Below are 12600 nucleotides of genomic sequence, written 5' to 3'. Positions count from 1 at the left end.
GCCATGCGCGGCGACGGCAAGCACAAGGTCAGCCTGGACAAGGTCATCAAGACCATGCGCGACACCGGCCGCGACATGCAGGACAAGTACAAGGAAACCAGCCGCGGTGGGCTGGCCGTCAATGTCATCGAATGCTGAGCGTTCCCCCGTCATCGACACCCGCGAAGGAAACCCAATGAATCCAACGACCCGGCCGGCACGCCCTGCGCGCTCCCTGCTCCTGCTGGCGCTGCTTGCCACCGGCATCGCCCCCGCCTACGCGCAACAGGACGGCGACCATGCCGCACTGCTGGAGCAGGTCGCGCAGCTGCGCGCGCAGCAGATGCAGCTGGCGCGGATGCAGCAGGACAACGAGGCCGCGCTGCGTGCGCTGGAAGCCCGCCTCGGCGCACCCGCCGCACCCGCGGGGACGACGCCGGCCGCGCTCGCCGCCCTCCCGCCACCTGCGGCGCAGGCCGCGCCGGCTCCCGACACCCTGTCGCGGCTGAAGATCAGTGGCGACCTGCGCGTGCGCTCGCAGCTCGACAACGCCAACGGCAACGCGCGCGACCGCACCAGCGGCCAGGTGCGCGGCCGCCTGGCCGCCGCGTTCGCGGTGAACGACCGCATCAGCATCGGCGCACGCCTGGTCACCGGCAATCCGGACGATCCGCGCAGCACCGACGTGCAGTTGTCCAACTGGGACAACGACCTGGAAGTGAGCCTGGACCAGGCATGGCTGAAGCTCGCTTTCGGCGAACTCGACCTGCATGCCGGCAAGATCCCGCAGCTGTTCACCCGCACCGAACTGGTATGGGACGGCGACGTCAATCCGCAGGGCCTGTCGGCCAACTGGAAGCACGCGTTGGGCGGTGGCGGCGCGGTGCGCGCCAACGGCCTGTTCTTCGTCGTCGACGAACAGGCCACGGGTGCGGACAGCACCATGGTCGGCGCGCAGGTGGGCTACGACACGCCGGCGCTGGGCAATTGGCGCCTGGATGCCTCGGCCGCGCATTACCGCTACAGCATTGGCAGCACCATCGGCGCCACCGCCACCGATTGGCGCAGCAACCTGCTGCGGCCCGACGGCAGCTATCTGTCCGGCTTCCACCTCAACGACGTCATCGTCGGCGCCAGCTGGTCCGGCTGGGGCGAGCGCTGGCCGCTGCGCATCGTCGGCGACTACGTGAAGAACAGTGCCGCGCGTACCCATGCCGACAGCGGCTACAGCCTCGAACTGCTGCTCGGCCGCGCACAACAGCCAGGCGACTGGCGCGTCAGCTACGGTCATACGATGGCGGAAGTGGACGCGGTGCTCACCGCGTTCTCGCACGACAACATCGGCCTGGGCAGCAATTACCGCATGCACGCCCTCGGCCTGGACTACGTGCCGTGGCCGAAGACCACGCTCAGCGCGCTGTGGTATCGCTACCGGCCGCTGTCGGCGCAGTACGCCGGCAGCGCCGATCCGGGCGATTGGCTCAACCGCTTCCGCGTGGCGCTGATGGTCGGCTTCTGAGACGGCGGAACACTTGTCTCCGCGCAGGAGCGGCCATGGCCGCTCCTGCGTAAACCCATCGCACTACCTGCGGGCGCTGAAGATCGGCGTCAGGTAGTCGGTGGTGCCTTCGATGCGCTGCAGCGACGGGTAGCGCAGGCCGCCGTGGTAGTCGATGCTCAGGGTGCGGTACACGTCCATGTCCTTGACCAGCAGGCGGATCGGCTGCTTGCCATCCTTGGCCGCGCGCACCGCTTCCTCCAGCTCGTCGGCGCTGTATTGCAGGTCGTTGACCGCCAGTACCTGCATGCCGCTGCCGAAGCCGGCGTTGAAGGCAGGGCTGTCCCAGCGCACTTCGCCGATGCGGCCGCCGCTGTCCACCGACATGCCCAGCGAATAGATGAAGCTGGCGCCGCGGCCCTTCATCATCGACTTGTAATAGGCGCTGGGCTTTTCGGTGTAGATCAGCTTCCAGCCGGACGCCTCGATGCCGCCGGTGAGGCTGGCACGGTGCTCGACGCGGTCGCGCAGGAACTTCGTCCAGTCGCCGGTGGGCTGCACCTGTTCCAGGGTCGCGGCGACGTCCTCGAAGGTATAGGTGTCCGGGCGTTCCCACTGGCCGTCGTTGATGCCGAAGAAGGCCCGGGCGAAATCGTCCAGGCTGCGCTTGCCCTTGCTGAGGCTGCGGATGCGCACGTCCGCTTCCAGCCACAGCATCTGCCCGCCCTGGTAGTAGTCCTCGCTCATCTGGTAACCGCGATAGGGCTTGGGCTTGCGGCGCGCGATCACCGGGTCGTTGGTGGTGTCGCCGAGCGAGCGCCATTCCAGACCGGGGCGGTTGTCGGCATAGGTGGCCGCGACCTGCGCCAGCGCGTCGCGCGAGGCGTCCATCGGGCGGATGCCGGAACGCGCGGTCAGCACATTGCCCCAGTACTGGGTCTGGCCCTCGTACACCCACAGCAGGCTGCCCTGCATGGGCACGTTGTAGTGCAGCGTGGCCAGGTCGGCCGGGCGCCGGTACTTGCCGTCCCACGAATGGGTGTACTCGTGGCCGAGCAGGTCGCTGCTGCCGACCTTGGCATCCCAGCCGCTGAAGTAGTCGCGGTCCTCGCTGTTCTCGCTGGAGCGCTGGTGCTCCAGGCCGATGCCGCCGAGCTGGCTGGTCACCGCGAACAGGAAGTCGTAGTGGTTGTAGTGCTCGGCGCCATACAGCCTGCGTGCCTGCGCCACCAGCGCGCGATGCTGCTCGATATGCTCGGGCTTGGCCTCCAGGTCCTTGGCGCGGTCGGCGAACACGTTCAGGCGCACCGGGCGGGTGCCGGCCGGCGCCAGGTCGATGGTGCGGTGGTAGCGGCCGGCGAACACCGGCGAATCGACCAGGATCTCGAGGTTGGTCGGTGCGTAGTGCACGGTGTCGCCGTCACGGCGCTCCACTTCCAGCGCGCTGGCCGCTTCCCAGCCCTGCGGGTAGCGGGCGCTGGCGCGGTAGGTGATCGCATGCGCGGCGTGGCCGGCCGGATACAGCACCATCGCGATCCACTGCAGGTTGAGCATGTTCGGTGTCATTACCGTGCGTCCCTGCGATGCATCGGTGGGACTGAGGAACTGGTACTCCATGCGCAGTTCGCTCACGCCTTCGGGCACCTGCACGTTGAAGGTGAAGACGTCGAGCGGATCGCGCGTCCATTCCAGCCGCTGGCCGTTGCCGGTGACGACCAGCCCGGCCAGCTTCTCGATCGCGCCGCTGGCGGCATGGTTGCCGGGCAGCCATGCCGGATAGTGGAAACGCTGCAGGCCGGCCTGCACCGGCACGGTCTGGCGCACCTTGAACACCCGCTGGCCGAGGTCGGTGGCATCCACGTCCAGCATGATCGTGCCCGGGTAGGCCGCTTCACTGATGGCGACGCCGCGCGCATCGGTATTCGGCACGTCGGGAGCGGCATGCGCCAGGCCCATGGCGGCCATCAGCGCCAGTCCCAGCATGGCGGGGCGGATTACATGCATCGGCAGACCTCTCAGTTGTCGGAGAGCGGCATCATGCGGCAGGACCCGCGGCGTGGCACGGGCCGTTAGGCATGGGCATCGGCCTCAGGTCCGCACGAAAATCTCCACGCGGCGGTTGAGCTGGCGGCCGCCGGGGTTGTCCTTGCCGTCCACCTCGTTGGGCGCCACCGGCTGCGATTCGCCGTAGCCGCGCGCGCTGGCGTCGTGCGCCACGCCGCGCTGGCGCAGCGCCGCCACCACCGCCTGCGCGCGGCGTCCGGACAGGTCCTGGTTGTAGGCGTCGCTGCCCTTGGCGTCGGTATGGCCGCGGATCTCCATCGCACGGGAAGGCACCTCCTCCAGCGCGGCGGCCAGCGCGTCCAGCACCTTGGCGGCGTCGGCGCGCACCTGCGCCTTGTCGAAGTCGAACAGCACCTTGTCGTTGAGGGTGACGACGAAGCCGCACGGCGCGCCGGAAGGTCTGAATTTGTCCAGCAGCGGGAAACGCCCGGCCGGCGGCAACGGCGGCAGCGGCGCCATGCGCACCTCGCGCGCGATGGCGCCCACGGTGCCGGTGCCATCGCCGCGGTTTTCGGCGATGCCTTCCGGCCCGCCGATCCAGCGCCCGGAACCATCGGCGCGCACCTCGATGCTGCCTTCCTCGCCGACCCAGAGGCCCGAGCCGTCGCCGTGGTTCTCGATGTTGCCGAAGTCGCCCACCCAGGTACCGCCGCCCTTGCCGTCCAGCTCGATGTGGCCGTACTCGCCGACATAGGTGCCCGAGCCGTCGGCCTTCACGTCAAAGGTGCCGGCATCGTTGACGATGCTGCCGCTGCCGTCGGGATTGACCCGCACCACGTCGTCGCCGGTCACCGCCAGGCCGCTGCCGTCGGCGGCGACCTCGAACACGCCCTCGTTGCCGATGCGGCGCAGGTTGCCGGCGCCATCGACGTTGGTGAAGCCACTTTCGTTGACCAGGGCGCCGTCGGTGGCGCAGTTGGCCGGGCGCACACTGATGCCGGCCACCGGGTCGATCAGCGCCTGCATCGAGGCTTCCAGCTGCTTCTGCGCCGGACCGCTGCCGACGATGCTCGGCACCATGATCGGCGGGATCGCCGGGAACTCGTAACCCGCACCGGCCGATGCCGCGTCATCCTGCTTCGCCGCGGTTGCCCCGGCTGCCGGCGCCGCCGACTCCTGCTGCGTGGATGCCGGCGGCGATGGCGGGCTGCACGCCGACGCCAGCAGGGTCAGGCAGGCCAGCGACAGGGTCTTCTTGCGCATGCAGCAGCTCCTCGGGAGGGAGCCGCACTGTCGGCGATGGCGCGTTCAGGCCCCGTGACCGGCTCGCCTCAGGCTTCGTCCAGCGCCGCGAAGCGCGCCGCGAGATGGTCGATGAACAGGCGTACCGAGGGCAGCAGGCCACGCCGCGACGGGAACACCGCGTGCACGATCTCCTTCGGCGGCGCCCAACCCGGCGCCACCTGCAGCAGCCGTCCGTCCTGCAGCGCATCGCGCACCACCATCGCCGGCAGCTGCGCCACGCCCACGCCCGCCAGCGCGGCCTCGCGCAGCGCGGCCATGCCGCGGGTGACCAGCCGCGGCGCATGCGCCACGTCGGCCACCGCGCCGTCCGGGCCGAGCAGGTGCCAGGCGTGTTCGCCCTGCGGCACGCCCAGCGCCATGCTCGGCAGCAGGTGCAGGTCGGCCGGCCCCTGCACCGGACCGTGGCGCTCCAGCAGCGCCGGCGCCGCCACCAGGCATTGCGTGCGCTCGGCCAGCACCTTCAGCACCAGGTCGCTGTCTTCCAGCGGCGGCGGCCGCACGCGGATGGCCAGGTCGAAGCCTTCGGCGATCACGTCCACGCGCCGGTCGGTCGCTTCCAGGTGCACCTGCACATCGGGGCATTCGGCCATGAAGCCGGCCACCATCGCCGCGACGCGGAACTCCAGCAGCATCGTCGGGCAACTCAGGCGCACGATGCCGCGCGGCGAGGAACGGGTCATCTCGATGGATTCGGCGGCCGCCTCGGCTTCCACCAGCATCGCCCGGCAGTGGGCGTGGAAGGTCTGTCCCACCTCGGTCACCGAGAAGCGGCGCGTGGAGCGCTGGATCAGGCGCACGCCCAGCCGTTCCTCCAGCAGCGCGATGCGCCGGCTCAGCTTGGACTTGGGCTGGCCCAGCGCGCGCCCGGCCGGGGCGAAACCGCCGTACTCGACCACCTTGGCGAAGTAGTACAGGTCGTTCAGGTCCTGCATCGGGGGGAATCCATCGTTCACCAGACAGGACCATGAGACCATTTTTCACCGACTACCGGCGATATCGTCCCGGATCCATCCTCTCTCCACCGCAGCGCAACCCGCGCCGCCAACGGAGCAGAGACATGAAGAAGATCAGCGGCCTCTACAGCGCCCCCCGCCCGCACTGGGTCGGCGACGGCTTCCCGGTCCGTTCGTTGTTCTCCTACAACACCCACGGCCGCCAGCTCAGTCCGTTCCTGCTGCTGGATCATGCCGGTCCGGCCGAGTTCGAGCCGACCGACAACCCGCGCGGCGTCGGCCAGCACCCGCACCGCGGTTTCGAGACCGTCACCATCGTCTACGACGGCGAGGTCGCGCACCGCGACTCCACCGGCGCCGGCGGCGAGATCGGCCCGGGCGACGTGCAGTGGATGACCGCCGCGTCCGGCATCCTGCACGAGGAGTTCCACTCCGAAGCCTTCACCCTTCGCGGCGGCCGGCTGGAAATGGTGCAGCTGTGGGTCAACCTGCCGGCCAGCGACAAGATGGCCGCCCCTGGCTACCAGAACATCGGCAATGCCGACATCCCGGTGGTGCCGCTGGCCGATGAAGCCGGCACGGTGCGCGTGATCGCCGGTGAATTCGGCGGCCAGCGCGGCCCGGCCCGCACCCACACGCCGATGGACGTATGGGACCTGCGCCTGGGCCGCGACCGCCATGCCACGCTGGATTTCGCCGAAGGCCACACCGTGGCGATGGTGGTGCTGCACGGCACCGTGCTGTTCAACGGCGGCCAGGTGGCGCGCGAAGGCCAGATGGTGCTGTTCGATCGCAGCGCCGGCCAGGTCGAGCTGGAAGCCAACGCCGACGCCACCGTGCTGGTGCTGGCCGGCGAACCCATCGACGAGCCCATCGCCGGCTACGGCCCGTTCGTGATGAACACCCAGGAAGAGCTCGCCCAGGCGATGGACGATTTCCGCAACGGCCGCTTCGGCCAGATCGCCGGCTGATCCCGATCGCCGCGCCGCATGGCGCGGCGGTCCCCACAGTCCATCGGGACACCTTTCCCGCGCATCCCCCGGATGGATCACCACGCCTTCCGGTATGCCGCCCACTTCAACGGCGCCGGGCCATCAGCCACGTGCGCAGGGCGTTCCGGTCGATCGCCGCGATGGCCGATGGCTACCAGGCATCCGACGGATTGCTTCCTGCCGATTCCAGGCTCTCCGCTGGCATCATCGGTTCAACAACAAGACCAGCCCGATTCCCATCAGCGCCAGCGGCGCCCAGAACAACGCCAGTTCGATCTTCCTGCCCAACGAGCGCGGTGATGGGGCCATCAGGAACCCGACCAGATTGATCAGGGGCGCGATCAGGAATGCCGCCGCCGATGTGAGCAGCCACCACAGGGCGTTTCCCAGGCCCGCTCCCACGCATGCCATGCCCTGGCCGCAATTTCCCGGCGCCATGGCCCCCACCACGGAGAATATGAGCGCGCTGACAAGGGCAGCATAGGAGACGATTCTGAAGGGCTTTCCGGTCATCTTTGCTCTCATTGGTCCTGATCGCCCGGATGGCGAGCGGAGTAACGGAGTCAGGTTACAGGCCGCGGAGCAATGACGTCCGCCTGCCGCGCGCAGCGATGATTTCGACCCGTCGTTCTGCTGTTGAAGGCATGCTCTCCGGCCGGCCCCGGCTCATCCGCGCAGCCATACCGCACGCATGGCGGGCGCATGAAAGCTCCACGCCAGAAACCGGCTCTGCTTGTTGCCCTGCGCCATCGGCACCTCGCGCACCTCGGCGACACCGACCTTGGCGAGTTGCCTGTGCAGATCGGGCAGGTGTTCGCGCTTGGCGACCAGCGAGCTGAACCACAGCACCTGCGCCTGCACGGCTACGCTCTCGCGGATCATGCGGCGCAGGAACGAGGCCTCGCCGCCGGTGCACCACAGTTCGTTGGCCTGCCCGCCGAAGTTCAACGGCGGCGGCTTGCCGCGCGGCGCAGCGGTGTTGCCGCCAAGGTTGCGCAGCTTGCGCTGGCTGCCCTGCGCGGCCTCCTTGGCCGAGGCGTGGAACGGCGGGTTGCACAGGGTCAGGTGGAAGCGGTCCTGCGCTTGCACCAGGCCGGCGAACAGGCAGCCGCGCGCGTGCTGCTGGCGCAGTTCGATTACCTGTTCCAGGCCATTGGCGCGGATATTGGCGCCGGCGCACTGCAGGGCGGCCGGTTCGATATCGCTGCCGACAAAACGCCAGCCGTACTCCGCATTCCCCAGCAACGGATAGATGCAGTTGGCGCCGACGCCGATATCCAGGACGCGCACGTCCGGCCCTCGTGGAATCGCACCGTTGTTGTCCGCCGCCAGCAGGTCGGCCAGCCCGTGCAGGTAATCCGCGCGGCCTGGTACCGGCGGGCACAGGTAACCGTCGGGAAGGGTCCAGTGCGCGATGCCGTAATCGCTGGCGAGCAGCGCGCGGTTGAGTTCGCGCACCGCTGCAGGATCGCTGAAATCGATGCTCTGCCCGCCATCCGGTGTACCGCGCAGGTACGCGCGCAACGCCGGATTGACCGCCACCAGCCGCGCCATGTCGTACCGGCCCTGATGGCGGTTGCGCGGATGCAGGCCAGCGGCCGCCGAGGCGGGGCGCCGCGTTGCCGGGTGCGAAGGCGTCGGCATGGCGGATGCGGGAGTCAGCGGCCCGTGGCCGGCGCCCCGTCCTGCATCTGGAAGCGCCGCAGCAGCCCATCCTTCCCGTCGGAGCGCAGGGCCAGCGCGGCGGCGATGGCTGCATGCGCATCGCGCTGTACGTCGGCCTCGTTGCGGCTGGCGTCGATCACCTGTTTGCCGGGGAGGTCCAGCTGCTGGAAGATCGCCCGGCAGCGCTCCAGGTTCTGCGCCGTCTCGAAATGGTTGGGTACGTCGCCGCGGGCGCGGATGCGCGCCAGCCCGGTGGCCGGCGGCAGGTCCAGCAGCAGCAGCAGGTGCGGGCGCGGGGCGAAATCGTTGAGATGCAGCAGTTCGTCCACCGGCAACCCGGCCGCGCCCTGGTAGGCCACCATCGACGGGAAATAGCGGTCGAGGATGACCACCGCGCCGCGCGCCAGCGCCGGCACCACGAGTTCCTCGACATGCTGGCGGCGGTCGCGCAGCAGCAGGTCCACCTCTTCCTGCGGACTCAGCCGGCCGGTCGCCGCCGACGCCCGCAGCTGCGTGCCCCACGGCCCGTTGGTCGGCTCCTTGCTCAGCACCACCTCGGCGCCCGCCTGCTCCAGCGCATCGGCCAGCCCCCGCGCCAGCGTGGACTTGCCGGCACCGTCGATGCCCTCGATGGCGATCAACAGGCCGCCGGGAATGTGCTCTTTCGTCATCGCGGTACTTTAGCCGAACCCGTCCGGCACACCCACCCCGTCCCAGTGTCGGTGCCCCCTGCGGCCGGTGACTACCGGCCCATGGCCACCGACGCGACAGCCGGCACACTGGGCCCGATCACCAACGGGAGCCTGCAATGTTGTCAACCGCAATGCGCTGGTGCGCACTGGGAATGCTGTGGGTCGCCGGCAGCGCCGGCGCGGCGCCGCCGGATGCGGCCACGCTGCAGGCCATCGAAGCCACCGCCTACGACTACATGGACGGACAACTGGAGGGCGACCCGGCGCGCGTGAAGCGGGCGCTGCACCCGGACCTGGCCAAGCGCAACATCGTCGCCAACCCCGACGAGACCCTCGGACTGGGGCGGATGACCTCGGACGAGCTGATCCGCTTCACCCGCGAGGGCGCGCTGAAGACCCCGCGCGACCAATGGCAGCGCACGGTGACGGTACTGCAGGTGGACGAGGACATCGCCACGGTGCGGCTGGAAAGCCCGTGGTTCATCGATCACCTGCAGATGGGCCGCTTCGACGGCCGCTGGGTGATCGTCAATGCGCTCTGGCACCGGAAGCCGCGACCGCGCAGCTGAGCCAGTCCGCTCCGTCCAGCTCCCTCTCTCTTCCTCATCCATACCAAGCGGGGCATCGCAGTTCGGCGCGCCACGCCTAAATCCGTGCTGAACGACGTCAGCAAACACCGCTATCGTATGCGGCTTCCGTGAGCCGCCACCTTCAGCCACATGAGCCAGACCAACGTTTCGCCCGTTACCGAGCAACAGGCTGCTGTTGATCAAGCCCCGCATGCGCATGGCACCTGCGAGAACTGCAGTACCGCCCTGCATGGCCACTACTGCCATGCCTGCGGGCAGTCGGCACACAACCCGCTCAAGCACGTGGGCCATGCGATCGAGGAAGTGTTCGAGTCGTTCTGGCACCTGGACGGGCGCATCTTCCGCACCCTGCGCGACCTGCTGGTACCCGGCCGGGTGGCGGTCAACTTCCTCAAGGGCCACCGCGTGGGCTATGTGCAGCCGCTGCGGCTGTTCGTGATCCTCACCCTGTTCACCTTCTTCGTCGGCAAGCTGACCGTGCATGCCGATGACATGCGCATGAGCGGCGGCGACAACGCGTTGTTCGCCAGCGCCAAGACCGTGCAGGAAGTGGAGACGGCGCGCGCCGCGCAGGTGGCCGAGATCGAAGCACAGCAAAGTGGCTCGCCGACCGGCGCCGCGGCCTTCGCGATGGCGATGGCTGCGGTCAACACTGCCGCCGCACAGCGCACGACCGAACTGGAGCAGCAGGCGCAGAGCACCACCAGCGCCACCATGAACCGCGCCGCGCAGGCGGCGGGCCGTGCCAGCGGGGACGGGTATGGCACCTTCTTCGCCCACGACATCAATGGCAAACCCTGGGACCCGGACACCAACCCGGTGGTGTTCTCCAGCATGCCGCAGTTCTTCAACAACTGGCTCAACCGGCGCCTGGCCAACGGCCAGGCCAATGTCCAGCGCATGGGCCGCAAGACCGACCTGTACGTACAGGCCATCCTCACCGCGCTGCCCGGTGCGCTGTTCTTCCTGATGCCGATCTTCGCGCTGGTGCTGCGAATGGCCTACCTGGGCCGGGGCATCGGTTACCTGGAACACCTGGTGGTGGCGCTGTACAGCCATGCGTGGCTGATGCTGGTACTGCTGTCCACCTTCCTGGCGATGGGCATCACCCATGCAGCGGGAAACCTGGTGGTCAATGCGCTGGGCAACCTCACGCTCGTGCTGCTGTGGGTGTCGGTGCCGGTGTATCTGCTGTGGATGCAGCAGCGCGTGTATGGCGGCCGCTGGTGGGTCACCCTGCCGCGCTACCTGTTCATCGGCAGCATCTACTTCTGGCTGGTGCTGTTCGTGGTGATCTACGCGGCGCTGGCGGGCATGTCGTCCTGAGCGGCAGGTCGCGCCTCAGACCCAGCCTTGGTCCACCAGCTCGCGCTTGACGTAGGCGTAGAACACCGGCGCGGCGACCAGGCCCGACAGGCCGAACGCCGCTTCCATCACCAGCATCGCCAGCAGCAGTTCCCAGGCATGGGCGCGTATTTCGCCGCCGACGATGCGCGCGTTGAGGAAGTACTCCAGCTTGTGGATCACGACCAGGAACAGCAGCGCGGCCACGGCGACGTAGAACGACACCGACAGCGCGACGATGGTGATCACGGTGTTGGAGATGACGTTGCCCACCACGGGCAACAAGCCGGCGATGAAGGTGATCAGCACCAGGGTCTTGGCCAGCGGCAGGTGCATGCCCAGCAGCGGCAGCACGCCGAGCAGGAAGATCGCCGTGAACAGGGTATTGAGCAGCGAGATCTTGAGCTGGGCGAACACCACCTGGCGGAACGCGGTGGCCAGGCGGCTGGTGCGGCCGACCAGTTCCCGCGCCAGCGGCCCCATCCGCGGCAGCGGCAGTTCGTCGTACAACGCGATCATCGCGCCCAGCACCATGCCGATCAGCACGCGCACGCTGATCTGCACCGCCGAAGTACCGGCGACGCCGAGCTGGCGGCGATGCTCGGCCACCCATTCGTTCACCCCAGCACGCAGCGCCTGCATGTCCTCCGGGATATAGGGCTGCAGCAGCGCCGGCACCTGGTGGCGGGAGGTGTTGAGGATCTCCATCAGCCGCGCCAGCAGCGCGTCCGGACCGCCCGTTTCGTTGCGGAAGAACGAGGCCACCGCGACGATCGCCAGGCTCAGCAGGCCGACCACCGCCACCGACAGCACGACCACCGCGATCGCCCGCGCGCGGCCCGGCGGCAGCCTGCCTTCTACGGTCGAGGCCAGCACGTGGCTGAGATGGAACACCAGCAGGCCGGACAGCAGGGTCACCACCAGCCCAAGCTGCAGCACCGCCCACATGCCCAGCAGCATCAGCACCCAGGCGGCGATGCGCGACGGCGGCGTCGCTGGTTTCAGGGGAAGGAGATCGGTCACTGCGGCAGGCTCATCGGAGATGCGCCATGGTAGGCGATCGCAGTGCGGCAGGACGTGCCGATCCGGGGCATCCAGGCACGCGATCATCCGTGCGGAAGAGGCCGTCGCTCCGGCCACTCCTTCAGTCGCCGGGCGGCGCCACGCAGCCTTCCTGCTGCGCGCAGAACCGCAGCGCGCGACGCCGCTGCTCCTCGCTCAGTTCTGGTGGCGGGCGGGCGATGGCGGACTGGATCTGGTCGCGGCCGCCGGTCAGTTTGTGCAGGCCCTTGGCCGCGGCCATCAGCCCGTAGTTGATGCCCATCATCAGGTAACCGCCGCTCAGGCTGACCTCCTCGGGCGTGGGCGGTTCGCTCCATGAACGGCTGAAGCGGTTGGACTCGGTCTTCACCGGATTGCGGAAGCGGTACAGGTCCAGCGGCTGGTCGTCCTCGGGCTTGATCGCGCGCACTTCCTCCAGGGTTTTCACCCCTTCGGCGGGTTGCGGTGCGGCGTCCACGGCGGGCGCGGCCTGCTGCGCCTGCGCCGTACCCGCCAGCGCCATGCCCGCCAGCATCG

13 protein-coding genes are annotated in these 12600 nt (G+C 68.9%); 5 read left to right on the top strand and 8 right to left on the bottom strand.

Features of this window, described 5'->3' with window-relative positions; all coding sequences use genetic code 11:
• Together AC1DGW_RS16585 and AC1DGW_RS16580 are read left to right on the top strand one after the other, a co-directional pair.
• Window positions 1-138: L-serine ammonia-lyase, iron-sulfur-dependent, subunit alpha (locus AC1DGW_RS16585; RefSeq protein WP_478025118.1), on the top strand; the 138-nt coding region annotated here is incomplete at its 5' end.
• A gap of 37 nt (window positions 139-175) precedes the next feature.
• Entirely contained in the window at window positions 176-1498 is a 1323-nt protein-coding gene (locus AC1DGW_RS16580) for a putative porin (protein ID WP_478025114.1), read from the top strand.
• A gap of 63 nt (window positions 1499-1561) precedes the next feature.
• On the opposite strand, the gene AC1DGW_RS16575 is transcribed toward AC1DGW_RS16580, so the two are convergent.
• The 3 genes from AC1DGW_RS16575 to AC1DGW_RS16565 all read right to left on the bottom strand — a co-directional run bounded on the left by AC1DGW_RS16575 (window position 1562) and on the right by AC1DGW_RS16565 (window position 5718).
• The gene (locus AC1DGW_RS16575; protein ID WP_478025111.1) at window positions 1562-3481 is read right to left on the bottom strand and encodes a M61 family metallopeptidase; all 1920 of its coding nucleotides are present in this window, start codon (window positions 3479-3481) and stop codon (window positions 1562-1564) included.
• 84 nt (window positions 3482-3565) lie between these two features.
• Window positions 3566-4744: an OmpA family protein gene (locus AC1DGW_RS16570; protein WP_478025109.1), complete on the bottom strand. Its 1179-nt coding sequence runs from the start codon at window positions 4742-4744 to the stop codon at window positions 3566-3568.
• Between the two features lie 68 nt (window positions 4745-4812).
• A complete protein-coding gene (locus tag AC1DGW_RS16565) occupies window positions 4813-5718 on the bottom strand; it encodes a LysR family transcriptional regulator (RefSeq protein WP_478025107.1) in 906 nt (301 codons plus the stop codon).
• Between the two features lie 125 nt (window positions 5719-5843).
• Here AC1DGW_RS16565 and AC1DGW_RS16560 point away from each other — a divergent pair, with 125 nt between their 5' ends.
• Window positions 5844-6710, top strand: a complete 867-nt coding sequence (locus tag AC1DGW_RS16560) for a pirin family protein (RefSeq protein WP_478025105.1) — start codon at window positions 5844-5846, stop codon at window positions 6708-6710.
• A 225-nt stretch (window positions 6711-6935) separates the two neighbouring features.
• Here the strand turns inward: AC1DGW_RS16560 and AC1DGW_RS16555 are convergent, their stop codons facing one another.
• The 3 genes from AC1DGW_RS16555 to tmk form a co-directional block, all read right to left on the bottom strand.
• A complete protein-coding gene (locus tag AC1DGW_RS16555; RefSeq protein ID WP_478025103.1) occupies window positions 6936-7244 on the bottom strand; it encodes a hypothetical protein in 309 nt (102 codons plus the stop codon).
• Between the two features lie 153 nt (window positions 7245-7397).
• The gene (gene rlmF / locus AC1DGW_RS16550) at window positions 7398-8375 is read right to left on the bottom strand and encodes a 23S rRNA (adenine(1618)-N(6))-methyltransferase RlmF (protein WP_478025101.1); all 978 of its coding nucleotides are present in this window, start codon (window positions 8373-8375) and stop codon (window positions 7398-7400) included.
• Between the two features lie 14 nt (window positions 8376-8389).
• On the bottom strand, window positions 8390-9067 hold the full coding sequence (gene tmk / locus AC1DGW_RS16545; protein WP_478025098.1) for a dTMP kinase: 678 nt from the start codon (window positions 9065-9067) through the stop codon (window positions 8390-8392).
• Window positions 9068-9204: 137 nt separating this feature from the next.
• Between tmk and AC1DGW_RS16540 the strand changes: the two genes are divergently transcribed.
• On the top strand, window positions 9205-9657 hold the full coding sequence (locus AC1DGW_RS16540; RefSeq protein ID WP_478025096.1) for a nuclear transport factor 2 family protein: 453 nt from the start codon (window positions 9205-9207) through the stop codon (window positions 9655-9657).
• A 150-nt stretch (window positions 9658-9807) separates the two neighbouring features.
• Window positions 9808-11004 (top strand): DUF3667 domain-containing protein, encoded by a 1197-nt coding sequence (locus tag AC1DGW_RS16535; protein WP_478025095.1) that lies wholly within the window; start codon window positions 9808-9810, stop codon window positions 11002-11004.
• Between the two features lie 15 nt (window positions 11005-11019).
• Here the strand turns inward: AC1DGW_RS16535 and AC1DGW_RS16530 are convergent, their stop codons facing one another.
• Together AC1DGW_RS16530 and AC1DGW_RS16525 are read right to left on the bottom strand one after the other, a co-directional pair.
• Window positions 11020-12045: an AI-2E family transporter gene (locus tag AC1DGW_RS16530; RefSeq protein ID WP_478025094.1), complete on the bottom strand. Its 1026-nt coding sequence runs from the start codon at window positions 12043-12045 to the stop codon at window positions 11020-11022.
• A 121-nt stretch (window positions 12046-12166) separates the two neighbouring features.
• Window positions 12167-12586, bottom strand: coding sequence for a hypothetical protein (locus tag AC1DGW_RS16525; RefSeq protein WP_478025116.1), 420 nt, complete (start codon window positions 12584-12586; stop codon window positions 12167-12169).
• Window positions 12587-12600: the final 14 nt, after the last annotated feature.

This window comes from Stenotrophomonas sp. 05N423 (genome assembly GCF_056397145.1).
This window is presented reverse-complemented; position numbering and strand designations above follow the sequence as displayed.